At 72.1% G+C, this 23,068-nt stretch carries 19 protein-coding genes; 12 read left to right on the top strand and 7 right to left on the bottom strand.

Annotation, left to right across the window (positions count from 1 at the left end):
* Positions 1 to 116: 116 nt before the first annotated feature.
* The 6 genes from MKK82_RS05440 (at position 117) to rpmG (ending at position 5,556) form a co-directional block, all read left to right on the top strand.
* Complete coding sequence (locus MKK82_RS05440) at positions 117 to 455, top strand: hypothetical protein (protein ID WP_238287757.1); 339 nt, start codon at positions 117 to 119, stop codon at positions 453 to 455.
* Positions 456 to 588: 133 nt separating this feature from the next.
* Positions 589 to 2,910, top strand: a complete 2,322-nt coding sequence (rnr, locus tag MKK82_RS05445) for a ribonuclease R (protein WP_243984851.1) — start codon at positions 589 to 591, stop codon at positions 2,908 to 2,910.
* 23 nt (positions 2,911 to 2,933) lie between these two features.
* A complete protein-coding gene (locus MKK82_RS05450) occupies positions 2,934 to 3,398 on the top strand; it encodes a DUF983 domain-containing protein (protein ID WP_243984853.1) in 465 nt (154 codons plus the stop codon).
* Positions 3,355 to 4,098, top strand: a complete 744-nt coding sequence (locus tag MKK82_RS05455) for an NUDIX hydrolase (RefSeq protein WP_238287761.1) — start codon at positions 3,355 to 3,357, stop codon at positions 4,096 to 4,098. The genes MKK82_RS05450 and MKK82_RS05455 overlap by 44 nt, the downstream gene beginning before the upstream one ends.
* Positions 4,099 to 4,151: 53 nt before the next feature.
* Positions 4,152 to 5,282, top strand: coding sequence for an MFS transporter (locus MKK82_RS05460; RefSeq protein WP_308445437.1), 1,131 nt, complete (start codon positions 4,152 to 4,154; stop codon positions 5,280 to 5,282).
* A 106-nt stretch (positions 5,283 to 5,388) separates the two neighbouring features.
* Positions 5,389 to 5,556 carry a 50S ribosomal protein L33 gene (rpmG, locus tag MKK82_RS05465; RefSeq protein ID WP_238287764.1) on the top strand — a complete coding sequence of 56 codons (168 nt, stop codon included), beginning with the start codon at positions 5,389 to 5,391 and terminating at the stop codon, positions 5,554 to 5,556.
* Positions 5,557 to 5,653: 97 nt separating this feature from the next.
* Here rpmG and MKK82_RS05470 read toward each other — a convergent pair whose 3' ends face one another.
* The 7 genes from MKK82_RS05470 to MKK82_RS05500 form a co-directional block, all read right to left on the bottom strand.
* Positions 5,654 to 6,478, bottom strand: a complete 825-nt coding sequence (locus MKK82_RS05470; protein WP_238287766.1) for an alpha/beta hydrolase — start codon at positions 6,476 to 6,478, stop codon at positions 5,654 to 5,656.
* 94 nt (positions 6,479 to 6,572) lie between these two features.
* On the bottom strand, positions 6,573 to 8,321 hold the full coding sequence (locus MKK82_RS05475) for an alpha/beta fold hydrolase (RefSeq protein ID WP_238287768.1): 1,749 nt from the start codon (positions 8,319 to 8,321) through the stop codon (positions 6,573 to 6,575).
* Positions 8,322 to 8,370: 49 nt separating this feature from the next.
* Entirely contained in the window at positions 8,371 to 10,806 is a 2,436-nt protein-coding gene (locus tag MKK82_RS05480) for a glycoside hydrolase family 2 protein (protein ID WP_243984855.1), read from the bottom strand.
* Between the two features lie 8 nt (positions 10,807 to 10,814).
* Positions 10,815 to 11,786 (bottom strand): DUF1839 family protein, encoded by a 972-nt coding sequence (locus MKK82_RS05485; RefSeq protein ID WP_243984857.1) that lies wholly within the window; start codon positions 11,784 to 11,786, stop codon positions 10,815 to 10,817.
* A 4-nt stretch (positions 11,787 to 11,790) separates the two neighbouring features.
* A complete protein-coding gene (locus MKK82_RS05490; protein ID WP_238287771.1) occupies positions 11,791 to 12,747 on the bottom strand; it encodes an amino acid--[acyl-carrier-protein] ligase in 957 nt (318 codons plus the stop codon).
* The gene (locus MKK82_RS05495) at positions 12,747 to 13,910 is read right to left on the bottom strand and encodes an acyl-CoA dehydrogenase family protein (protein ID WP_238287773.1); all 1,164 of its coding nucleotides are present in this window, start codon (positions 13,908 to 13,910) and stop codon (positions 12,747 to 12,749) included. The genes MKK82_RS05490 and MKK82_RS05495 overlap by 1 nt, the downstream gene beginning before the upstream one ends.
* The gene (locus MKK82_RS05500) at positions 13,907 to 14,161 is read right to left on the bottom strand and encodes an acyl carrier protein (RefSeq protein ID WP_238287774.1); all 255 of its coding nucleotides are present in this window, start codon (positions 14,159 to 14,161) and stop codon (positions 13,907 to 13,909) included. Before MKK82_RS05500 ends, MKK82_RS05495 begins: the two co-directional genes overlap by 4 nt.
* A 386-nt stretch (positions 14,162 to 14,547) precedes the next feature.
* On the opposite strand from MKK82_RS05500, the gene MKK82_RS05505 reads away from it, so the two are divergent.
* From MKK82_RS05505 to MKK82_RS05530, 6 genes are all read left to right on the top strand, one after another.
* A complete protein-coding gene (locus MKK82_RS05505) occupies positions 14,548 to 15,636 on the top strand; it encodes an acyltransferase family protein (RefSeq protein WP_238287775.1) in 1,089 nt (362 codons plus the stop codon).
* A 360-nt stretch (positions 15,637 to 15,996) separates the two neighbouring features.
* Positions 15,997 to 17,166, top strand: coding sequence for a glycosyltransferase (locus tag MKK82_RS05510; protein ID WP_238287777.1), 1,170 nt, complete (start codon positions 15,997 to 15,999; stop codon positions 17,164 to 17,166).
* Between the two features lie 5 nt (positions 17,167 to 17,171).
* Positions 17,172 to 19,373, top strand: coding sequence for a GumC family protein (locus MKK82_RS05515; RefSeq protein WP_238287779.1), 2,202 nt, complete (start codon positions 17,172 to 17,174; stop codon positions 19,371 to 19,373).
* Positions 19,370 to 20,596 (top strand): glycosyltransferase, encoded by a 1,227-nt coding sequence (locus MKK82_RS05520; protein WP_238287780.1) that lies wholly within the window; start codon positions 19,370 to 19,372, stop codon positions 20,594 to 20,596. The genes MKK82_RS05515 and MKK82_RS05520 overlap by 4 nt, the downstream gene beginning before the upstream one ends.
* Before the next feature lie 44 nt (positions 20,597 to 20,640).
* Positions 20,641 to 21,777 (top strand): glycosyltransferase family 4 protein, encoded by a 1,137-nt coding sequence (locus MKK82_RS05525; RefSeq protein ID WP_238287781.1) that lies wholly within the window; start codon positions 20,641 to 20,643, stop codon positions 21,775 to 21,777.
* On the top strand, positions 21,758 to 23,005 hold the full coding sequence (locus tag MKK82_RS05530; RefSeq protein WP_238287783.1) for a glycosyltransferase family 4 protein: 1,248 nt from the start codon (positions 21,758 to 21,760) through the stop codon (positions 23,003 to 23,005). Before MKK82_RS05525 ends, MKK82_RS05530 begins: the two co-directional genes overlap by 20 nt.
* The last annotated feature ends 63 nt before the right edge of the window (positions 23,006 to 23,068 follow it).

The following is a 23,068-nucleotide window of genomic DNA, read 5'->3' on the forward strand; positions in this document are numbered from 1 at the left end:
TTGCCTTCTACACTTGGTGGATCGCGTGGGAAGGTCGGCGGTTCCGCCGCGCCCTTCCACCGCATGGGCTGGCATCGCGCTTGCCCTGGGCAGGGTCCCGCAAGGAATGGATGCGCATGAACGCGAGCGTGGAACAGGTCAGGGGCGCCCTCGCCGAACTGATCAAGGCAGCCCTCCTCTCCGACGATGGTCTCAGTTTCGCCTGCCGGGAGGCCGCGCGCAGCAGGATCGCGGCGCTCGCCGCCGAGCCGCCGGACCCTTCGCGCCTGCGCATGGACGGCGCCTGGACACTGGCGATCTCCGATGCGGAAGCCCCCGAGCTGGCACCGCAGGAAGGGCAGGTGAACCTGACTCTGCCGCGTGCCTGCCCGTTCGCCCTCGCGGAGATCCTCGCGCCCGGCTTCGACGTGGACGCGGCGGTTGACCACATCCGGAAGATCGCCTCCACGGGCTGACGCGCCTGTTGAGGACGGACGGGGCGGCGTTGCCGCCGGCGGTCCGGACACCCATCTTAAGATCACAGGATCGAAGTCCGGTCCCATGCCCGCTCGCGGGTCCTGTTTTTGAGACTTGTCCGGCATCCACCTTTTGGCACGACGCACCACCGCACCGGCGGACGAGCCAGCCGCTCCCCCGCCCTTTCCCAGCCGTGAGCAGATCCTCGCCTTCGTTGCGGAGTCGAAGGAGCGCGTCGGCAAGCGGGAGATCGCCCAGGCCTTCGGCATCAAGGGTGCCGCCAAGATCGACCTGAAACGCATCCTCAAGGAGATCGAGGAGGACGGCGCCCTCGACCGCGGCCGCGGCGGCCTCGCGCCGGCGGGCCATCTGCCGCCGGTCGTCCTGTCCGACATCCGCTCCCGGGACCGCCACGGCGATTTCCTGGCGGTCCCGGTGGAGTGGGCCGGCGCGGGCAAGCCGCCCTCCATCGTGCTGACGCAGCCGCGCGGCCCCCGCAAGGGCAACCGCCCGGCGGCGGGCATCGGCGACCGCGCCCTGGTGCGCGTCGAGCGCGACGCCGAGGGCGGCTACAGCGGCCGCGTGATCAAGGTCATCGGCAAGAACCGCGCGGAGATCATCGGCGTCTACCGGGCCGGCGCGCAGGGCGGCCGGATCGTGCCGGTGGAGAAGCGCTCCCAGGGCCGCGAGATCCTGATCCCGCCCGGCGAGGAGGGTCAGGCCCGCGATGGCGACCTCGTCAGCGTCTCCCTGGAACGGGAGACGCGGTTCGGTCTGCCGCGGGGCCGCGTCCGGGAACGCCTGGGCTCGTTGGGCTCCGAGAAGGCGGTGAGCCTGATCGCCCTGCACCTGCACAACATCCCGCACGTCTTCGCGGACGCGACCCTGGCGGAGGCCGATGCCGCCGAGCCGGCGAGCCTGCAGGGCCGGGAGGATTGGCGGGACAGGCCTCTCCTGACCATCGACCCGCCCGACGCCAAGGACCACGACGACGCCGTCATGGCCGAGGCCGATCCCGATCCGGCCAATCCCGGCGGCTTCATCGTCACCGTCGCCATCGCCGACGTCGCAGCCTACGTGCGGGCGGGGTCGAGCCTCGACCGCGAGGCGCTGGAGCGGGGCAACTCGGTCTATTTCCCCGACCGCGTCGTGCCGATGCTGCCGGAGCGGATCTCGAACGACCTCTGCTCGCTCCGCGAGGGCGAGGACCGGCCGGCGCTCGCGGTCCGGATGATCATCGCCGCGGACGGCGAGAAGCGCCGCCACGGCTTCCACCGGGTGATGATGCGCTCCGGTGCCAAGCTCGCCTACGCCCAGGCGCAAGCGGCCATCGACGGCCAGCCGGACGCCGCGACGGAGCCGCTTCTGGAGACGGCGCTGCGCCCCCTCTGGGCGGCCTACGCGGCCCTGCGCGCGGCGCGCGACCGGCGCGGGCCGCTGGCCCTCGACCTGCCCGAGCGCAAGATCCTCCTCAGCCCGGAGGGTGCGGTCGACCGGGTGATCGTGCCGCAGCGCCTCGATGCGCACCGGCTGATCGAGGAGTTCATGATCCAGGCGAACGTCGCCGCCGCCGAGACCCTGGAGCAGGCGCGCCAGCCCCTGATCTACCGGGTGCACGACGAGCCGGCCCTGGAGAAGGTGCGGGCGCTCGGCGAGGTGCTGGCCTCGGTCGGCATCAAGCTGCCGAAGGAAGGCGCGCTGCGCCCGGCCCTGTTCAACCGGATCCTGGCTCAGGCCGCCGAGACCGAGCACGGAGTCTTCCTCAGCGAGGTGATCCTGCGCAGTCAGGCCCAGGCCGTCTACGCCGCCGAGAATCTCGGGCATTTCGGCCTGAACCTGCGCCGCTACGCGCACTTCACGTCGCCGATCCGCCGCTACGCCGACCTGATCGTCCACCGGGCGCTGATCACCGCCTGCAAGCTCGGCGACGACGGACTCGCCAACGAGGTGTCACTCGGCGAGCTGGCGCAGGTCGGCGAGCAGATCTCGGCGGCCGAGCGCCGCGCCATGGCGGCAGAGCGCGAGACGATCGACCGGCTGATCGCCCACCACCTCGCCGACCGGATCGGGGCGACCTTCGAGGGCCAGATCGCCGGCGTGACCCGGGCCGGGCTGTTCATCAAGCTCGACGAGACCGGCGCGGACGGCTTCGTTCCGGTGTCGCAGCTCGGCGCCGACTACTTCCGCCACGAGGAGGGCCGCCACGCCCTGGTGGGCGAGCGGACCGGCGAGACGTTCCGCCTCGGCGACCGGGTCGAGGTGCGCCTCGTCGAGGCCGCGCCGGTGGCGGGCGCGCTGCGCTTCGAGCTTCTCAGCGAAGGCCGGACCCGGACCGGCGCGCGAAACGCCGGGCCGGGCAAGAAGCCCGGTGGACGTCCCTTCAAGGCCGCGCCGCCCGGGCGCCCCTTCGGCATCCGCAACACCGGGTCGCGCCATCGCGGCTCGCGCCGCTGACCCGGGCAGTGTAGACCCTGGCCATGGTCGTCGACGCGCCCCCGGACCGCACCCGCCTGATCCCCGCCATGGCGAGAGGCTTCATCGGCCGCTGCCCGCATTGCGGCCGGGGCCGGATCTTCGGACGCTTCCTGAAGGTGCGGCCGGAATGCGACGAGTGCGGCCTGGAACTGCACCATCATCGGGCCGACGATTTGCCGCCCTACGTGGTGATCTTCATCGTCGCCCACATCGTCGGTTACCTGATCCTGGAGACCGAGAGCGCCTACGAGGTACCCCTCTGGGTCGAGATGGGGGTCTGGCCCGTCTTCACGCTCCTGTTCGCGCTGGGCCTGCTCCAGCCGGTCAAGGGCGCCGTCGTCGGGTTGCAATACGCCCTTGGCATGCACGGCTTCGCCACGCTACCGCGGAGCCGACCCGCCTCGGGGCCGGAGGAGACACGCCTTGCCGCTGCCGCAGCAGGAGCCCCAGATCGCCACAGCTCCTGAGCGGAAGCCCGCCGCCGCGCGCCTGCGGCCGCGGGACGCCGCGACCCTGATCGTGATCGACCGGCGCGGGCGGGGCGGCCCCAAGGTCCTGATGGGCCGGCGCAACCCGAACCTCGCCTTCATGCCGGGCAAGTTCGTGTTCCCGGGTGGCCGTATCGAGCTCGGCGACCGCCACATGCCGGTGGCCGGGGCGCTCCCCGACTACGCGGAGGCGGCGCTGACCCGGCAGGTCTCCCGGCCGCCACACCATCTCGGCCGGGCTCTGGCGCTCGCCGCCATCCGCGAGACCTACGAGGAGACCGGCCTGCTCCTCGGCACGACGGAGCACGGCGCCCCTGAGGACGTCCCGACGGGATGGGAGGGCTTCGCCCTGCACGGCGTGCTGCCCGATCTCGAGGCGCTGCACCTCGTGGCCCGCGCGATCACCCCGCCGAAGCGGGTCCGCCGCTTCGACACGCGCTTCTTCGCCATCGACCGCCGGATGGTGGCGGCCGAGGAGCCGGGGCGGATCACCGCCGACGCCGAACTGACGGAGCTCGCCTGGGTCCGTCTCGACGCGGCGCGCAGGCTCGACCTGCCGTACATCACCCGCGCCGTCCTGGATGACCTGGAGCCGCAGATCGCCGCCGAGTTCGCCCCGCACCGGGTGATCCCCTTCCACTACGAACGCTACGGTCGCCGCGAGCGGGTGGCCTTGTGAGCCGTTCGGAGAAGCTGGGACGGGAGGCGCGGCGGACAATCAGATCGGAGGATGTGGCGGCGATCTCGGCGGCCGTGACCTGCGTCACCGTCGTCGGCATCGGATTGAGCCTCTCGATTCCGCTCCTGTCGATCGAGCTGGAGCGGCGCGGCGCGTCGAGCACGCTGATCGGGCTGAACACCGCGGTGGCGGGCATCGCCAGCATCTGCACGGTGCCGTTCGTGCCGCGGCTCGCGGCGCGGATCGGCGTCGCCCCCCTGCTCGGGCTGGCGCTCGTCATCGGGGCGATCAGCCTCGCGCTGTTCCCCATCCTGCCGGGCATCGCCCTGTGGTTTCCCCTGCGCTTCGTCTTCTCGGCGACGCTCGGGGCGCTGTTCGTTCTCTCCGAGTATTGGATCAACGCCGCCGCCCCACCCGAGCGCCGCGGCCTCGTGATGGGCATCTATGCGACCGTCCTGGCGGCGGGATTCGCGGTCGGACCGCTCCTGCTGGCGTTGGTCGGCACCACGGGACTGGCGCCCTACGCGACCGGGGCGGCCCTGATGCTGGCCGGCGGCGTGCCGATCATGCTGGCCCGCGGTCTGTCGCCGACGATCGCGGCGGGTTCGGGCCGGGGTATCCTCGGCTACATTCGGCTCGCCCCCGGCGCGCTGGCGGCCGCCCTCGCGTACGGGGCCGTGGAGACGGGCATCTTCGCCATCCTGCCCCTCTACGGTCTGCGCCTCGGCTACGACGCGCAGGGCGCGGCCGGACTCGTGAGCCTGATCGCGCTCGGCAACGTGCTGTTTCAGATCCCGTTCGGCTGGCTCGCCGACCGGCTCGACCGCGGCGCGGTGCTGCTCGGAGCCGGCCTCGCGGGCGCCGCTGGCTCGGCCCTGATCCCGCTCACGGCCGGGAGTCCCGTGGCGTTCGGCCTGCTCCTGCTGGTCTGGGGCGGCATCGCCGGCACCCTCTACACGGTCGGCCTCGCGATGCTCGGCGACCGCACGCCGCCGAACGATCTCGCGGGCGCCAACGCGGCCTTCGTGGTGCTCTACAATGTCGGGCTGATGCTGGGGCCGCCGCTGATCGGCGGCGGGCTCGACCTCGTGCCGCCGCACGGCTTCGCGCTGGCCCTGCTCGTCCTGTTCCTGGCCTTCGCGGGCTGGCTCGCCGCGACGGGCGGGGGGCGGGCCCGCTCTTGACCTGACGGGCCCGATCGGGCATTCACCCGCCCGTATTCGGCCGGGTCTCCCCGGCCATTTGCGTTTCGCTCACGCGGAATGCCGCACCCTGCAGGAGCGCCGCGCCATGGCCAAGGCCGTCACCGTCAAGATCAAGCTCATCTCCACCGCCGACACCGGGTACTTCTACGTCACGAAGAAGAACTCGCGTACGCAGACCGAGAAGCTGACGATGCGCAAGTACGATCCGGTCGTGCGCAAGCACGTCGACTTCAAGGAATCCAAGATCAAGTAATCGTTGGCGCGCATCGCCTGACGATCGTGGAAGCCGCCCTCGCCGGGGCGGCTTTTCTCGTTGGCGATGCGAGCCTGCGCGGTGCCCCAGCGGGGCGCTAGCGTCCGGCCTGCACCTTATCGACGAAGCGCTTGATGTCGTCCGCGACGGGGGCCTGCAGGCTGAAGGGGAAACTGATCGACCACGCCGTCTGGGCGTGACCGAGACCCGGGTAGATGTGCAGGTCCGGGTCGTTTCCGGCAGCCCGTAAGCGGTCGGCCAGCGCGACCGTCGCGGCGGGCCTGACGTCTAGGTCCGCCGAGCCCGCGAGCAGCATCATGGCTGGATGCCGGCCTGCAGCGTGCGCGACGGGCTGGAGGCCGGGGTCGCTGCCGGCGAAGACCTTCACATCCGCCGGCTCGGTCAGGGCCGAGACGGCGTAGGGCCCGGAAAGCCCGATGATTCCGGCCAGCGCGGCCGGGCTCGATCCGACATGCTCCAGCCAGACCGGGTCCAGCCCGAGCATCGCGGCGGCCCATGCGCCGGATGAGTGTCCGGCGATCACGACGCGACGCGGGTCACCGCCCAGGGCCGCGGCATTGGCGATGGTCCAGGCGAGTGCGGCGGCGTTGTCGCCCAGGATGTCCGGCAGGCTTGCGGTCGGGAAGTGGCGGTACTCGGGAATGACCGTGACGAAGCCCTGCCGCGCCAGGGCGGCACCGACATAGGCGAACGCATCCTTGGTGCCCTCGCGCCATCCGCCCCCGTACAGGAACACCACGATGGGGCGGGGGCTGTTGGAGGCCGGCCGATAGACATCCGCCTGATGCTGGCCGCCCGCGGCGTAGGCGAGGTCTTTCTGCACGCGGACTTCGAGCGGTGCGAGCAGGTTCAGGATCACAAGGATGGCGTGGGCCAGCCGCTCGGTCAGGTAGCTCAGCATGATCGCCCGGTCCGCGTCTCTGACCGACGTCGCGAAGGCGCTCCGCCCCCGGTCCGGACGGTGCGGGCGGTCACGCCGCGATGGCCGCGACGCCTCACGTCCATCCCGGCGTGGCGAGGACGGGCTCGGGGATGCGGGGACGGGCTTCATCCCCCGGCCGTACCGCCGGGGCGCGCTGTGCGGCGCGCAGGAGGTCGCGCAGCGCCTGTGCGAGCAGCACCTGGGCCTGTGGTGAGCCGAGATTGTGGTCGGCCCCCGGCACCACCGTCACGGGGGCGCCGAGGCGCCGCTCGGCCCAACCCGGGAAGCGACCCAGGTGGCGGCGCACGGCCATGAGGCCGGGATCGCCTGCGCTGTAGAGCAGGTGGATCCGGGCGCCCCGGCGCCGGAGTCCGGCGACGCGCCGGGCGACAGAGCCGCCCGGTGCACCGGGACGCCATGCCCGGCGGAGGCGCCGGAGCGCCGATTCGGCGCCCCGCCGGGCCAGGGCCCCGGCGATGGCTCGAACGCGGATCTTCCCGGTGAGCAGACGACGCCACGTCGAACCCTGCGCGAGAAGCCCCGCGTAGGTGTTGACGCTCCCGAACGTCTGCCGGATGACGGTGTCGAGATCCTGATCAGGATCCCAGTCGAAGCAGTACAGATTGATCAAGAGCGCCCCGTCGACGCGCGCGTCCCGGCAGAGCGCGTGGAACGCCGCGTAGGCGCCGCTGCACCCGCCGACGAGAATGATCGGACCGCCCGTGCCGGCAACGTGATCGATGGCCGCGCTCACGTCGCCCGATCCATCCGGCGCGAAGAGCGGCTTGCGGCCGTCCGACCGCTCCGCGCTGTCGCCGATGCCGCGGAGATCGAAGCGGACCGAGCGGACGCCCTCGGCGGCGAGGCTCCGGGCGAGGTTCGTGGTCTGCCGCCCCCACCCGGAATGCACGGTCATGCCGGTCGAGACGAAGAGCACCGTGGGCGCGGCCGCATCCGGGATCGGCGGTCCGCACCGGACCCCGAACAGGCCCGGGACGGACCGGACCGGCTCTTCCGTCCATCCCGGTCCCGCCAGATGCGCCGGAGGCAGATACGCCGGCCCGATCGCGTCCTTCGCCATCATGTCCGGCGCCATCATGTCCGTGGCGAAGGCCGTGATGCGCCTGAAATCCACCTCTGGCACGCTCGCGAAGATCGGGTCGCCGACCAGCTGCGCGAGCCCCGGGAACGGTCCCGCGGTCACGGTACAGCCCAGCGTGTCGAGGTGTCCGGCCAGCCCCCTGGCGTCCGGTGCGAGGAGCAGGATCCGCGGGGCCGGCGGCCGCCCGATCCGCGCGAGGTTGAGGGTCGCGAGATCGGCCAGGAAGTCCGCCTCCATGCGAAACCCGCCGACCAGCAGGCTGTCCGGCTCCTGCGGCGGGGCCGAACCATCCGGCAGGCGCCCGATCGTCTGGCCACGCAGCCGCATCTCGCGCAGGTACGCGCGTCCGCTGGTGACGGGCGCCAGCAGGACGAGGCGGTCCACCGCCGCCTCCTCCGCGGCCAGCGCCGCGAAGGCCGCGCCCAGGCGCAGGCCGACGAGGACGATCTCGGTCACCCCGGCCGTATCGCGCAGGAAGCCGATGGCCTGACGGACCGCCGCGACACATCCGTCGAGTCGCGCCTCTGGGGGATCGGCCGAGTTTCCCTCTCCGGGGTAGTCGAAGCGCAGCGTCGGGCAGCCCGCAGCCGCGAGTTCACCGGCCAGGACCCGCCAGGGCCGGTGCGCCGCCATCTGCTCGAACCCGTGCGCGCCGCAGAGGACCACGCCGCGCCGTCCGGCCGCCGGGTGGAACCATCCGAAGAGGCCGCCGAAGGTCACCGGGGCCGGCTCGGATGGCCCGCCGGACGGCCCGGTCCCGGATCTCGCCTCAACCATCATGACCGAATTCCACGATCTCGTTGCTGTTGAGCGCGCGGACGCTGCCGCGCGGAAGCTGGTCGCTCCCCGGGAACACGAGGGTACGCGTCGTCCCGGGCGCGAGATGGAAGTGATTGTCGCTGGGGCGGCCTCCGGGTGCCTGCACCTGGACGCCGAGGGCGAGGCGCTTCGCGGAGACGTGCAGTCCCGGACCGGAGACCGTCGTCACGGGCTCGACGCACAGCCCCACCGACTCCCGCGCGCTCGGGCGGATGCCGGGAAAGTGGAAGCTCTCGGCGATCACGGTCCCGTCCGCGCCGGTCAGTCGCGCGTGCGCGACGTCGTGGATCCGCGGCCCGAACCGGTAGCTGTCGGCGGCATCGAAGAACCGGCCCAGCAGGTTCGCGGACGACAGCGTCAGGCCGCAACGGCCGGCCAGCACCACGGCGCGCTCGGCCCGCGCCGCGACACGGCCGCCGGCATCGGACAGGGTCAGCGCCAGCGAGCCCTCAAGGGACGCGTCGGTCTCGTTGAGCAGGTGGAGGTGCAGCCCGTCGAGGCCTTCGTCGGTGATGACGACCTGCACGGGGCGGAAGGCGCGCTTCAGGGCGTACCACGCCGATTTCGGGCGGTGCGTCCAGTCGATGACGCCCCAGCCCGCCCCCGGTCCCAGGTCCCGCAGGCACAGGACGAGGCCTCCCGCCGTCGGCGAGCGCGGGCGGCGCCACTCCGCGAACGTCGCCTCCATCACCTCGGCCACGGCCGCGCGGCCGAGTTCGAGGTAGCGCTCCGGGTCGTGCACGCGCAGCGCGACCGGATCGAGCCCGTAGAGCAGGCCGACGTAGTGATCGCGCACGTCCTCGAAGTCCCAGTCGGCGCCGCGGTCGCGCGGGATGCCGGCGGCCCAGAGCGGATCGCCCGGCCCCGCCGGACCCGGGGTCCCGGGCTCGGGGGGGTTGGCGAAGGCGAGACACTCGCTGGCGAAGCCGACCTCCGCCCGGCGGGCATCCTCCAGAGGGCGGCGATAGGCACCGACGCCAAAGTAATGCGTGCAGCCCTCGCGCGGCCCGAACGGAAGGGTACCGCCGGAGGGCGAGTTGGGCACCACGACGAGGTCGGGGCGCAGGGCTGCGGCGAGCGTCGGCAAGGTCGTCTCGCAGAAGGCGTCGGCCCAGACGGCGCGCGGGGCGCCGAGCATGGCGGCCTGCTGCCAGACCTCGCTGCCCCCGCACAGCACGCAGAGCGACGGCGCCGTCTGCGTGCGGTCGAGGAACGCCGTGACCTCCCGGGCGAGGCCGGCGGCGAATTCGGGATCGGCGTGCGGATAGTCGAAATTCGCCAGCATCAGGTCCTGCCAGACCAGGATGCCGAGTTCGTCGCAGAGGTCGAAGAAGTCCGACGCCGGGTAGAGCGTGGTGCCGGGCACGCGCAGCATGTTCATGCCGGCCTCGCGGGCGAGCGCGAGCAGCGTCGGGGTGCCGTCGGTGCCGAGCCCGACGAGATCCGGCGGCGTCCAGTTGGCGCCGCGGCAGAACACCGGCACGCCGTTGACCGCGAGCGACAGGCCGTCCTCGAAGGGCCTGGCCAGCGACACGGTCCGGAAGCCGACCCGGCCGAGATCGACCAGCGCGCCGTCGACGCGCACCGATACCGCGTGGAGATGGGGGGTCCCGTGGGTGTGGGGCCACCAGGGCGCGACGCCGGGGAGCGCGAGCTCCCCCGTGAAGAGGCCGGGCTCAGCCTCGGTGAGCGGCGCTTCGTGCCCGCCGCACAGGAGGGCCACATCGGCCGGCCGGCCCTCCATCCGCAGGCGCGCGACCAGGCGGCCGGTCTCGCCGTCGAGGATGGCGCGCAGGTCGGTCGACGCAGGACCGGGGCGGACCGGCTCGATCGTCACCGGGCCGTAGGGGCCGACGCCGTCGATCTCCGGGCACCAGCCCGGCATGAACCCGAGGGGGCTGGTGCGGACGTGGCGCAGCGACCCGGGCGTGATCATCCGCGGGCGCCAGCGGCCGCGCGGGGCCGGGCGGTCGAGCTCCGCGCGCAGCGACCGGAAGCAGATCGCGAGATCGGCCTCCGCGCCGAGATCGGCCTCGACGGCCTGCGCCTCGAACATTGAGCGGGATGTCAGGACCGGCACGCCGTCGAGCCAGATCTCGGCCAGCGTCGCGAGCCCCTCGAAGCGCAGGCGGACCCGTCCGGATCCGGCGACGGAGGTGCGGTACCAGACGTCGCGGTCGTGGATTGGCCCGGGCGCGGCCTCTGTCCAACGCCCGGCCGCGCGCAGGGCGTCGGCGGCCGTGCCCGGGACGCAGGCCGGGATCCAGTCGGTCACGCGGTCGAGATCGCCGGGGCCCGCGCAGGCACCCGCCGGCGTCGCGGCGACGCGCCAGGGTCCGGAGAGAGGCTGCGGGCCCCGGCCGTCGACGCTGCGGATGCGGGCCATCGCGTGACCTAGGCGACCAGCGTCCGGTCCAGGGACGCGAAGACGCGCTCGTAGGTCGCCGCGAGGGGATCGAGTCGCGCGGCCAGCCCCGCGGCGCTGCGCCGGTGGAAGGCGCGGGCGAGCTGGAACTGGAAGGCCTTCGCCTCCCGGCTCAGGTCGGCAGCGGCCTCAGCGGCTGGGGCGAAGGCGCCGACGCCCTGGACTTCGAGCCACGCGAGGTGACTGGACAGCATCTCGAAGTTCGCACCGAGCTGGCGGGTCGTGTTGAACGCGTAGGCGTGGAACACGCTGAGCGGCCGGCTGACCAGGCCCTCGGCGGTGGCGGCGAGCGCGTCGCGGAAGGCGAGGACCGGATTGTGCCGGGGCGCCCGAGCGCGGTGCCGCAACAGCAGGTCGCGAGCCGCGCCCGGCAGGTCGGATAGGCTCATGGGCGGCGCGACCGCCTTCACGAACTCGGCGTAGGGCGGCAGCACCGCCGGACCGAAGATCCCGGCGTAATCTCCTCCCGACAGCCGGAAGCGGCCGGCATTGTGGAGGTAATCGAGTTCCCCGGCCTCCGGATCGAGGGCCAGGATTCCGATGGTGGTCTTGGCGTGGTCGCGGCCGTAGGTCGTCCCGCTCGTATCGGGCAAGTGAATCGCGTCGACCTCCACCAGCACCGGCCGGCCGGCCTGCGCCTGGATCAGCGCATGCGCCTCAAGGCCGTTGTAGACGGCGAGTTCCAGCACCTCCAGGCCGTAGAGCCGCTCGATGTCCCCGGGCGGCGGCTTGAAGAAGGTGAACTGGTCGCCCTCGAAATCCTGCCGCAGGGTGAAGCCCAGCATCGCCTCCGGCACGAGGCCGCGGCCGTGCAGCAGCTCGATCCAGAGGTCGACGTAGCAGTTCGTCTCCGGCCAGTCCCGGTCGGTACCGTGGAGCCGGTGCGGGACGTAGGGTCCCGCTGGGCCGAGCCCCGTGGGCAGGCGCAGCGCGGCGGTCACCGCCTCAGCCCCACAGCGCGGTGCGGACCGCCGCGGGCCATGCGGCGAGGTCGAGGCCGTGATGGCGCAGGAGCGCCAGGGTGATCCGCTCCAGCCCGAAGCCGACGCAGGCCGTGTGGGCGACGCCGCCATCGGCCTGGCGCAGCTCCCAGGTGCTGCCGAAATGGTCCTGGTGGTAGTTGAAGCTGAGGCAGGCGGTCGGCTTCTCGACGCTGTTGACCGGCACGTTGAGCTCGAACTTGAGCCCCTGCTCCCGCTGATTGTTGGCGAGCATCCGGCCGGCCCGCCCGAAGAACGGGTCGTTGGCCACGTCGATGGCCAGCGGCAGGCCGAGGTCGCGCATCATGGCGGTGCCGCGCTCGAGCCACGATTCGCGGAACGCCAGAACCTGCTCGGGGCTGCCCATCCGGACGTACTCGCGCATCCGGAACAGCTGCATCCGTGTCGGCTCCAGCGAGGGCTCGCGCCGGAAGCAGTAGGATTGCAGGTCGAACAGGCGCCCCTCGGCCGGCAGCGCGCCCCGGGCGGCGGCCACGGGATACAGTGGGTAGCAGGCGGCGGGCGTCAGGACGATGTCGCTGGCCTCCTGCTGCCCCGTCCAGTCACGCCCGGCCTCGACGCAGGCGAGGATCTCGGCGTGGCCCGCAGAGTCGCCGCAGAAGCTGTGGACGGTACCGGCGAGGTTCGGGAAGCCCTTGAGGTAGCCGCTCCGCTCGAAGGCCGGCCGGCTCATGCCGGGCGGAAAGCGCATCACCTCGGCACCGTCCGCCGCGCCGAGGCGGGTGATCAGCCGGTCGAGGGCATCGACCACGCTCTCGAAGGCGCCACTGCGGCCGTACAGGCCATCGACACCGGTGCGGATCAGCAGGCCGTGGTCGAACAGGCGGTCGAGGAAAGTCGGACCGCCCGCCGCCTCGTCATCGAGCAGGGCTTCGTCGGAGGGAGAGGAGAAGGATTCCATCACGCGCTCATGAGCTGGCCGCTGCTCTTCTGCACGAGCAGGAGCTTGGCGGTGTTGGCGAGGATGCGGTCGTTGCCGATCATCAGCGGCGCCGACAGGACATCGCGGAGCGGTCGGCCGAGGCTGAAGGGCGTGTCGTTCTTGTACCCGGCGAGCCCGACGATCGAGAGCGCGCGCCGCACGATGTCCACCGCCATGTCGGAGACGGTGACCTTCAGGTTGTTGAGCATCACGCAGAAGCCGAGCGAGCCGATCGTGTCGGCGTCCCCGTGGGCATCCTCGAACCGGCGGAGCGCGGTCACGATCGTCCCGCGCATCGCCTGATGCGCGTTGGAGACCTCGGCCAGGCGCAGGGCCGTCGGCGGGACCTGTCCGGGCCGCCGCCGCGCCTCGGCCTGCACGAAGGCCCGGGCGCGATCGACGGCGTAGCTCGCGATCCCGTACCAGACGCTGCTCCAGAGCAGGTGCGACGAGGCCAGCATCGACTGCGCGGCGATCTCCGCGAAGGGTTTGGGCAGGATCTGCTCGACGGGCACGTCCCGGGCCTCCAGACGGAAGCCCTCGCTGCAGGTCCCCCGCATGCCGAGCGTGTCCCACTCCCCGGTGCGCGCCAGGGAGATCTGATCGGCCAGGAGCGCCACGAGCACCTGATCGGAGGTCGCGGCGTCCGGGTTGCGCCTCGCCGTGGCCAGGATCAGGTCGGCCTGCGCCCCGTAGGAGATCACCGACGCGTCCTTGCCGAGCGCGAAGACCTCGCCGGTCGTCTCCACCGCGCAGAGGCTGTTGCGCAGGTCGCCGCCGATGCCGGCCTCGGTGGTCGAGGAGGCCACGAGCAGCTGCTCGCGGGCGATCCGCTCCATCAGCCGGCAGTGCCACGCGCTGTCGAGGGCGTGGGTGACGAGGCTCGACACCTTGATGTGGTGCATCGCGAAGACCATCGCGGCCGCGCTGCAGGCATGGCCGAGCGTGCTGCACAGTTCCGCGATCTGCGTGAGCCCGGCTCCCTCGCCGCCGAACTGGCTCGGAATCTGTAGGCCCAGGAGGCGCTCGGCCTTCAGGGCTGCGACCGCCTCCTCGGGGAAGCGGCCCTCGCGGTCGACGGCGTCGGCGTGGCGCGCCGCCACCGCCGCCGCCCGCTCTGCGCGCGCGGCCAGGGTGCTCATGCGGCTTCCTGACGGACCAGCGTGGAGACGGCGTCACGGATCGCGCGGATCGTCGCGAAGGACTTGCGGTTCAGCAGAGCATCGGGGAACTCGACGCTGAAGCGCTCCTCCAGCGCCAGCATCAGCTGCACCGAGCCGAACGAGTCGAGGCCCATGTCGAACAGGCTGTCGTCCTCGGAAAGCTGATCGGCCTTGCCGGCGAATGCTTCGTTCGAGCCGAGGATGTCGCGGATAGCTTGCGTGATATTCAAGGCGGAACCCCTCCGTTCAATTGTCGTCACACTATTGAGCAGACAGTCCTGCCGTCAAGTGTCTATTCGTTAATAGTAAATGCGTTTGCCGCGCCCGCGGCGGAGTTAAGCAGTCCGGCTCCGATGACCTGAGCGGCGTCGGTCGGCCCACTTTGATCGCGTCGCCTTTCCAAGCACTTTCTAGCTTGGCTTTTCGATTGTCTCAGCCTGGACTTGTGGAGAAGTTCGGGACGGTCGTGGCCTAATTACCCTGTATCCGGAGTTTATAAGGACGGGTCATTTAGGAAGAATCTCGAGAGTCCGTGACTCGGCCGATGGGGATCCGGCATGGTGGCCGCGCCTTCTCCGGATCGGGCGGGCGATCACCCGCGAGCGGCCGGCGCGCCATGATTTACAACCTGCAGATCCTGCGCGCGCTGGCGGCGTACCTGGTCTTCCTGACCCATTTCGGCCCCTACGCGGCGCCGATCCTGCCGCGGCCGGATCTCTTCGCGGTCGGAGCGGCCGGCGTCGACATCTTCTTCGTCCTGTCCGGCTTCATCATGTTCATGAGCACCGCCGGGCGCCGTGAGAATGCCAGGGGATTCCTGCTGCGGCGGGCGGCGCGGGTCGTGCCGGTCTACTGGCTCGTCACCGCGGGCCTTTCCCTCATCGCGGCGACCGGCTTGAAGCCCATCGGCATCACCGAATTCCGGCCCGAATACTTGTTGCAATCCCTCCTGTTCCTGCCGTTCTCGCGTGGCGGATATATCGAGCCCCTGGTCTCCGTCGGATGGACACTCGACTACGAGATGTTTTTCTACGCAGTCTTCGCCGGTCTGCTGGGGATACCAAATCTCGCCTGGCGAGCGCTGGCCGCAGCCGCGATCTTCCTCGGGCTGGCGCTGCTCGGGCTCCTGCCGTTACCGGGGCTCTACTGGGCCTTCTACACGAAGCCCATCGTGATCGAGTTCGCGGCCGGGATCGGGCTCGGCTACGCCTATCGGCGCCTCGACGCGCTCCCGGCCGGCTTCCCGGTGCGGCGTGTGGCGGGCGCGGCCTTCGCGACCGCGGGCCTGGTCGCTCTCAGCGGTCAGCTGGTGGGCGACGCCTACGGATCCGGCGCCGAACTGACGGGCTTCGCCCGACCCCTGGTCTGGGGCTCCGCCGCGACCCTGATCGTCGGTGCCATGCTCCTCTTGGAGCGGGGCGGCGTCATGCTGCGCGCACGCTGGCTGCTCTCGCAGGGCAACGCCAGCTATTCCTTCTATCTGGTCCACAACCTGCTCTTGCACACCGCCGCGAAGATCGCCTCGGTCCTCCTGGATCCGGGCCTCCCGCGCGTCGCCCTGATCTTCGTGATCGCCTTCGCGGCCTCGGCCGCGGTCGGCGAAGGCCTGTTCCGGCATGTCGAGGCGCCCTTGAGCGCGGCCATTCGGCGCCGGTTCGACCAGCGGCCCGCGTCCGTGCCCCTGGGCGAGGCCTTGACCCCGTGACGCAATGAAAGGCCGATCCGGTCGGCCGCACGGCCGCGCCCCTCGGCGGGGGTCGGGTCGCATCCGGCCGCCGAGGCCGCGAGGCGCGGCCACCGATCGCCCGGCATGCCCGTGTATCGCCCAGGAACAGACCGATCACCCACCCCGTCGCCGGCGTTAACATTAATATTATATGGCGATTAATCCTACCTCCGCACTTTTGTTGCCAAACCAATCTTATTTCGGCTTCGAATTCCAGGTGTTGACTTCTTTTTTAGGGCTGGAAACTCTACTGGCGACCGGCACCGCCTAAATCCCAAGTTGAGACCCGCTGGACGGCGTTCTGGCTCAGGGGTTCGGCGCACCGGCGAGGAAGCTGCGATGCGCGTCGCGATTGTACACGACTGGTTGTATGTGGTCGGGGGTGCCGAGCGTGTCCTCGAGCAACTGCTCCGGATCTATCCCGGCGCGGACGTCTACGCGCTGTTCGATTTCCTGCCGGAGGCGGATCGGGCCCGGCTCGGCTACGCGCACGCCCGGACCAGCTTCCTCCAGCGCATGCCCTTCGCGCGCACGCGGCACCGGAACTACCTGCCGCTGATGCCGCTGGCGATCGAGCAGTTCGACCTCTCCGCCTACGACCTGATCATCTCCAGCAGCTACGCGGTGGCGAAGGGCGTCCTGACCGGGCCCGACCAGCTCCACATCTCCTACGTCCACTCGCCCATGCGCTACGCCTGGGACATGCAGCACACCTACCTGCGGGAGAGCGGCTGCGAGGCGGGCGCGAAGAGCCTCGTCGCCCGCTTCATCCTGCATCACATGCGCGTGTGGGACTTCCGCACGGCGGCCGGGCCGAACGCCATCGTGGCCAATTCCGCGTTCGTGGCGCGGCGCATCAAGAAGGTCTACGGCCGCACCGCCGAGGTGATCCATCCGCCCATCACGCTGTCCAGCCAGCGCTTCGACGGACCGCGCGGCAACCACTTCCTCGTCGCGAGTCGGCTCGTCCCCTACAAGAACGTCGAGGCGGTCGTGCGCGCCTTCGCGCGGCTGCCCGACCTCCAGCTCGTCGTGGCCGGCTCAGGCCCGGACGCCGCGCACCTGCGCGCGATCGCGGGACCGAACGTATCGTTCGCGGGCTTCGTCTCCGACGAGGGCTTGCGCCACCTCATGGCCACCGCCCGCGCCTTCATCTTCGCCGCGGAGGAGGATTTCGGCATCATCGTGCTCGAGGCCTCCGCGGAGGGCACGCCCGTCCTCGCGCTCGGCCGCGGCGGCGTGCGGGAGACGGTCCAGGTCCGCGGACCGCAGCGCACCGGGATGTTCTTCGACACCCCCGATCCCGAGGCCGTCGCGGCCTGCGTGCGGGGATTCATCGAGCAGGAGGACCGCTTCACCCGCGAGGCGTGCCGCGCGCAGGCCGAGATGTTCTCGGCCGACCTGTTCCGGATCCGGTTTTCCCGCTTCGTGGAGGAGCAGCTCGCCCTGCATCGGGCGGCCTGTGAGACCCGGCCGCGCATCCTGCCCCGCCTCGAAGCCGTGGGTTGAGACCGATGTCCTCCTCGCTCCTGACCGTCGATCTGGCCGACCGGTCGCCAGTCCGCCCCGCCTCGCAGGAGAAGGAGCGCGGGGGCCCCCTGGCGGCGCCCCTCGCCCGGATCTGGCGCCGCCGCGCCCTGTTCGCCGCGGTGTTCGCGACGATCTTCGGACTGGCGGTCACCGCCCTGGTGATGATCCCCCCGCAATACGTGGCGAGCGGCTCGGTCATCGTGGCGGAGGCCGAACCCGGCGCCAACAACGCCTCGATGGCCTGGATCCAGAAGATCGGCGATCCGGCCGACATCGAGAGCCAGATCCTGGTGATCCGTTCCCCCCGGCTGCTGCGGATCGCGATCGAGGGCGGCCTCGCCGCCTCCGTCCTGGCCGAATGCCGCTACGCCGCCAGCGGCGGGCGGCCCGGAACGATCTCGGAGAAGAAGGACGCGGCGTGCCTGAAGCTCACGACCGATAACAATGCCCTCGTCGAGTACCTGCAGAAGCGCTACGCCGTCACCAGCTCCGGCCGGTCCCGCATCATCACCATCGGGTACAAGTCGCCGCTGCCCGAGACGGCGCAGACGATGGCCAACGGCCTCATCAACGCCTTCCTCGAGGATCAGCGCGAAGCGCAGGCCTCCAGCCGCAAGGCCGCCGCCGACTGGCTGCACACCGAGATCGGGCAGCTCGACGAGTCGATCCGTGCGGACGAGACCCGGATCCAGACGTTCCGCCGCCGCAAGGGGCTGCTGAAGGGCGCCAGCGCACCGATCAGCGCCGAGCGCCTGACCAACATCAGCCATCAGCTCGCCAGCGCCGAGGCCGCCAAGGCCGACGCCGCCGCCCGTCTCGGCGAGATCGAGAGCCGGGGCCCCAGCGGCGCCGAGAGCGCCCCCGCGGTCCTGGCGAGCCCGACCATCGTGTCGCTGAAGCAGCAGCTCAGCGGCGTCAGCGCGCAGCTCGCCAACCAGAGCACCCTGCTGGGCGCCAACCACCCGGCGATCCGCGCTCTGACGACCGAGCGGGCGAGCCTGCGGGCGCGCATCGAGCAGGAAATCGGCAACGTCGCGCAGGGGCTGCGCAAGACCTTCGAGGCGTCGAGCACCCTCGCCCGGTCGCTGCGCGCGCAGCTCGACGCGGCCAAGACCGAGGCCGCCGCCGCCATGGACGACGAGGCCTCGATCGAGGGCATGGTGCGCAACGCGGAGATCAAGCGCACGCGCTACGCCGACCTCGTGAAGCGGACGGGCGAGCTGGAGACGGAGCGGCGCATCCTCACCGGCAGCACCCGCCTGGTCAGCCTCGCCGAGCTGCCGCAGGAGCCGTTCTCACCCAAGGCCGTGCCGCTCCTGGCGGGCGGCCTTGTCCTGGCGGGCGTGCTGGCGGCAGCGGCGGCGCTGCTGCGCGACGTGACCGACCGCCGGGTCCGCACCTCCGCGCAGCTCATGGCCGGCACCGGCGCCCCGGTCTTCGCCCAGCTGCCGTGCCTGGAGGCGCCCGGCCTCGTCGGACGCCTCTCCGACCGGCACCGGGAGCTCGACCTGCCCGACGCCCTGGAACGGGCGCGCGTGGACCCGACGATGCAGAACGTGCTGCGGAACCTGCACGCCCACTTGGTCCTGGCCGGCGGCGGTGCCTCGCGGGTCATCCTGGTGACCTCGTCGAAGCCCCGCGAAGGCAAGTCCTTCACCGCCTTCGCGATGGCCGGGGTCAGCGCCGCGAACGGGCGCCGGGTGCTGCTGATCGAGTGCGACCTCCGCCGGCCGAACTTCGAGTCGTCGCTCGGCCTCGGGCGGGGCCCGGGCCTCGGCGGGGTGCTGCGCGGCGAGATCAGCCCGGCCGAGGCGGTGGTCTCGGCCGGACGCTTCGACGTGATCCCGGCCGGGACGCCCACGCCGGACTCGACGGAGCTCCTGATGAGTTCGCGCATGGTCGATTTCCTCGCGTGGAGCCGCCGCTACGATCTCGTCCTCCTCGACACCCCGCCGACGAGCCTGCTGATGGATGCCTCGCTGCTGGCCCGGCACGTGGACGGCGTCCTCTGCTGCGCCCGCTACGGCCAGTCGCAGCTCTCCGACACGATCGAGACCGTGGCGAATCTCCGCCGGGCGGGCGGCGCCGTCCTCGGCATCGCGATGACGATGGTCCGGCCGGGACGCCAGACGACCTACGACGCGATGGCGCTCCCCGAGCCGCGCTACGCCGAGGCGGCGCGATGAGCGGCGTCCTGCCCGTCGAGACCCTCGCCGATCGCGGGCCCCTGGACGGCGCCCGCGTCGCCAGCCCCGGCCATGGCACGCACCCTCGCGTCCTGTTCGTGAGCCACACCGGTACGATGTCGGGTGCGGAGCTCGTCCTGCGCGACGCCGTGCGCCCCTGGGCGGGTTCGACGGCGCTCCTGTTCGAGGACGGAGCCTTCGCGGGCGCCCTGCGGGACCTGGGGCTGAAGGTTCGCCTCGCCCGGAGCGGCGCCGCGCTGACGGGACTGCGCCGCGACGCCTCGCCCCTGCGCGCCCTTCCGATGCTCGGTCGCCTCGGAGGCCTCGCGCTGGAGGTGGCCCGCGCGGCGCGCGCCTGCGACGTGGTCTACGCCAATTCGCAGAAGGCCTTCCTGCTCGCTTCGCTGCCGGCCCGGCTGGTCGGCCGTCCGCTCATCTGGCACCTGCACGACATCCTCGACGGCGCGCATTTCGGCCGCGCCCAGCGCCTCGTCCAGGCGCGCCTCGCGAACCTCTGCGCGGCCCGGGTGGTCGTGCCCTCGCAGGCCGCGGCGGACGCCTTCCTGCGCGCCGGCGGGCGGCCGTCCCTGGTGACCGTCGTGCCGAACGGCCTCGACCTTGACCGCGACCCCCGCCCCGCCGCGGCGTTGCGGGCCGAACTCGGCCTGCCCGCGGGTCCCCTGATCGGTGTGTTCAGCCGACTCGCGCCCTGGAAGGGGCAGGACGTGGTGCTCGAGGCGCTGGCCGAGCTCCCCGGCGTCCGGTGCATCGTGGTCGGCGCGCCGCTGTTCGGCGAGGACGCCTACGCCGCGCACCTGCGCGACCGCGCGGCGGCGCGGGGTCTCTCCGACCGGGTGCTGTTCCTCGGGCAGCGCGGGGACGTGCCCGCGCTGATGCAGGCGGTCGACGCGGTCGTGCACCCTTCGGTCGACCCCGAACCCTTCGGCCGGACCCTCGTCGAGGCGATGCTGGCCGGCGTGCCGGTCATCGCCACCGATGCGGGGGCCTCCGCGGAGATCCTCGACGGCGGCGCGGTTGGCACCCTCGTGCCGCCGCGGCGACCCGACCGCCTCGCCGCCGCCCTCGCCGAACTCTTCGACGCGCCGGACGCGTTCGTCGCGCGCACGCGCCGCGCCCGGGAGCGGGCGATCGCCCGCTACGGGGCGGCGGAAATGCAGCGCGCCCTCGCCGACCTCATCCTCCGGGTCGCCGCCCGCGCGTGAGCGGCCGGCGATCCCCTGCCATGTACGGAGCTGTCGGAGCCGCCATGCCGCGCGTCCTCGTGAACATGCCGACCCAGCATGCCGGGCGGCCGTCAGGCGTCGCGCTCGTCGCCTTCCGGGTGATCGCCGGACTGGTCGAGCGCGGCTCCGTCTCGGTCGTGCTGCGCTCGCCCTGGACCCGCGCGCAGCTTCCCGCAGCGATCCGCGACCGGATCGAGGTCGTCACCGTGGCGCGCCCGCGCATCATGCTGCTCGACGTCCTGCGCCAGGCCGTGACCGTGCCGCGGCTGTGCCGCTCCCTGAACATCGACGTGGTGCTGAACGCCGATCCCTACGGCGCTGCCTTCGGCGGGCGCGCGCGGGTGAGCGTCGTCCATGATCTCTACTTCCGGACGATGCCCGAGCGAACGCGCTCCCGGGAAGCCCGGACCACGGACCCGATCTTCCGGCTCGTCCTCGGAAACAGCGCCCGGGTCATCGCGGTCTCCGAGACGACGCGGGCCGACCTCGGGCGCCACTATCCGTTCCTGCGAGACCGGACCCGGACGGTCCCCTCCGCCGCGATGCTCGATCCCGCCGCGACCGACCCGACCTTCGCGGTCCCGGAAGGACCGTTCGTGCTGGCCGTGGGCAACGCCCTCTACAACAAGAACTTCGCGACCCTCGCACGGGCCGTCGCGGCGCTCGCGCGCCCCGGGATCGGGGTCGTCCACGTGGGCGAAGACCCGGACGAGGCGATCGCCGCCGCCCTCGGCGACGCGCCGGTCCGGCTGACCCGGCTGTCGCGGATCGGCGAGGGCCAGCTCGCGGAGCTCTACCGGCGCGCCCTGTGCCTGTGCGTGCCGTCCTTCGCGGAGGGGTTCTGCCTGCCGGTTCTGGAGGCGCAGACGCTCGGCTGTCCGGTGCTCTGCTCGGACCGGTCGGCCACCCCCGAGATCGCCGGCGCTGGCGCTCTGACCTTCGATCCCGCCGACGCCGCGTCCCTCACCGCGTGCCTCAGCCGCCTCATCGACGAGCCCGGGCTGCGGGCCTCGCTGATCGCCCGCGGCTACGAGAACGCCCGCCGGTACGATTGGGCCGAGACCGCGCGCCGCTACGAGACCCTGCTGCTCGACGCGCTCCGGGACGCCGCGCGCGAACACCCCGCCCGGGAGGTGCCGCATGCGCATCCTGCACCTTAGTTCGCTCTACCCGCCCGAGCAGGTCGGCGGCGCCGAGCTGATGGTCGAGACCCTGGCGCGCAGCCAGGCCGGCTCGGGCCACGCCGTCGCGGTCGCCTGCACGGCCCGGCAGGTCGAGGCACCGACCCTGCAGGACGGCGTCACGGTCTATCGGACCGGCTACGGGACGCCGTTCCACATCCTCGACTGGCCGGAGCGCGGGCGCCTCGACCGCCTCCGCTACAAGCTGGCGGCCCAGTGGAACCGTCACACCCTCGTCCAGATGGCGGCGGCGGTGCGGGATTTCGCGCCTGACGTGGTGAACACGCACTCGATCTCGGAGCTGTCCCCGGCCATCTGGCCGATGCTCCGGCGGCTCGGCGTGCCGGCAGTTCACACGCTGCACGACTTCACCAGCCTCTGCACCAACGGCGCGATGGCGCGCCACGGTCAGGCCTGCGACGGCCAGCACCTCAAGTGCCGGATCTACGCGGAGCCGCACCGCCGCTGCCAGCGGTCGGTCGCGGCCGTCGCGGCCGTGGGCACCGACATCCTGGAGCGGCACGTCGCGGCCGGCTTCTTCGACGCGGTTCCGGCGGCGTTGCGGCGGGTGATCTGGAACCCGATCCCGCCGGGCGCCCCGGCGATCCGCCGCCCGCGCGCGTCCGGTTCGCCGGTGACGTTCGGCTATCTCGGGCGCATCGAGCCGGCGAAGGGCACCGACGTGCTGCTCGACGCCTGTCGGCGGCTGCCGCCCCAGGGCTGGTGGCTCGCCGTGGCGGGCCGCGCCGCGGACGGGATCGACCGGTACCGCGCCCGGGCCGAGGGATTGCCCGTGTCCTTCGTGGGCTATGCGGAGCGCGACGCCTTCCTGGACACCATCGACTGCCTCGTCGTCCCGCCGATCTGGCCCGAAGCCTTCGGCCGGACTGTGGCGGAAGCCTACAGCCGAGGCGTACCGGTGATCGGGACCGCCACCGGCGGCATCGGCGAGCAGATCGGATACGGCCCCTGGCTGGTGCCGCCCGGCGATGCCCCCGCCCTCGCGGCGGCGATGGCGCGCGTCGTCGCCGAGCCCGGCCGGCTCGCCGATGGGCTCGGCCGCGCCGCGGCGGTCCGCGCCGGGACCGACCCGACGGCCGTCGCGACCGCCTACCTCGACCTCTATGCCGCGGCCCGCAGCGCGGCCAGCTCCGACCCAGCGCCCGCGCATGCTGCGCGCCAGCACCTCAGCGAGTGCCGCCCATGACCGCCTCCTCCCTTCCCCAGGCCTACGCGCGGCTTCTGCCGGGCGCGCCGACCGTCACGGGGC

It is taken from the genome of Methylobacterium sp. E-046, from assembly GCF_022829625.1.
Taxonomy (GTDB): domain Bacteria; phylum Pseudomonadota; class Alphaproteobacteria; order Rhizobiales; family Beijerinckiaceae; genus Methylobacterium; species Methylobacterium longum.

Bases quoted from the DNA above. Each gene is read 5' to 3' on its own strand.
- MKK82_RS05440 (WP_238287757.1), top strand. From the start codon at position 117: ATGAACGCGAGCGTGGAACAGGTCAGGGGCGCCCTCGCCGAACTGATC.
- MKK82_RS05450 (WP_243984853.1), top strand. From the start codon at position 2,934: ATGGTCGTCGACGCGCCCCCGGACCGCACCCGCCTGATCCCCGCCATG.
- rpmG (WP_238287764.1), top strand. From the start codon at position 5,389: ATGGCCAAGGCCGTCACCGTCAAGATCAAGCTCATCTCCACCGCCGAC.
- MKK82_RS05470 (WP_238287766.1), bottom strand. From the start codon at position 6,478: ATGCTGAGCTACCTGACCGAGCGGCTGGCCCACGCCATCCTTGTGATC.
- MKK82_RS05480 (WP_243984855.1), bottom strand. From the start codon at position 10,806: ATGGCCCGCATCCGCAGCGTCGACGGCCGGGGCCCGCAGCCTCTCTCC.
- MKK82_RS05490 (WP_238287771.1), bottom strand. From the start codon at position 12,747: ATGGAATCCTTCTCCTCTCCCTCCGACGAAGCCCTGCTCGATGACGAG.
- MKK82_RS05495 (WP_238287773.1), bottom strand. From the start codon at position 13,910: ATGAGCACCCTGGCCGCGCGCGCAGAGCGGGCGGCGGCGGTGGCGGCG.
- MKK82_RS05505 (WP_238287775.1), top strand. From the start codon at position 14,548: ATGATTTACAACCTGCAGATCCTGCGCGCGCTGGCGGCGTACCTGGTC.
- MKK82_RS05510 (WP_238287777.1), top strand. From the start codon at position 15,997: ATGCGCGTCGCGATTGTACACGACTGGTTGTATGTGGTCGGGGGTGCC.
- MKK82_RS05515 (WP_238287779.1), top strand. From the start codon at position 17,172: ATGTCCTCCTCGCTCCTGACCGTCGATCTGGCCGACCGGTCGCCAGTC.
- MKK82_RS05520 (WP_238287780.1), top strand. From the start codon at position 19,370: ATGAGCGGCGTCCTGCCCGTCGAGACCCTCGCCGATCGCGGGCCCCTG.
- MKK82_RS05525 (WP_238287781.1), top strand. From the start codon at position 20,641: ATGCCGCGCGTCCTCGTGAACATGCCGACCCAGCATGCCGGGCGGCCG.
- MKK82_RS05530 (WP_238287783.1), top strand. From the start codon at position 21,758: ATGCGCATCCTGCACCTTAGTTCGCTCTACCCGCCCGAGCAGGTCGGC.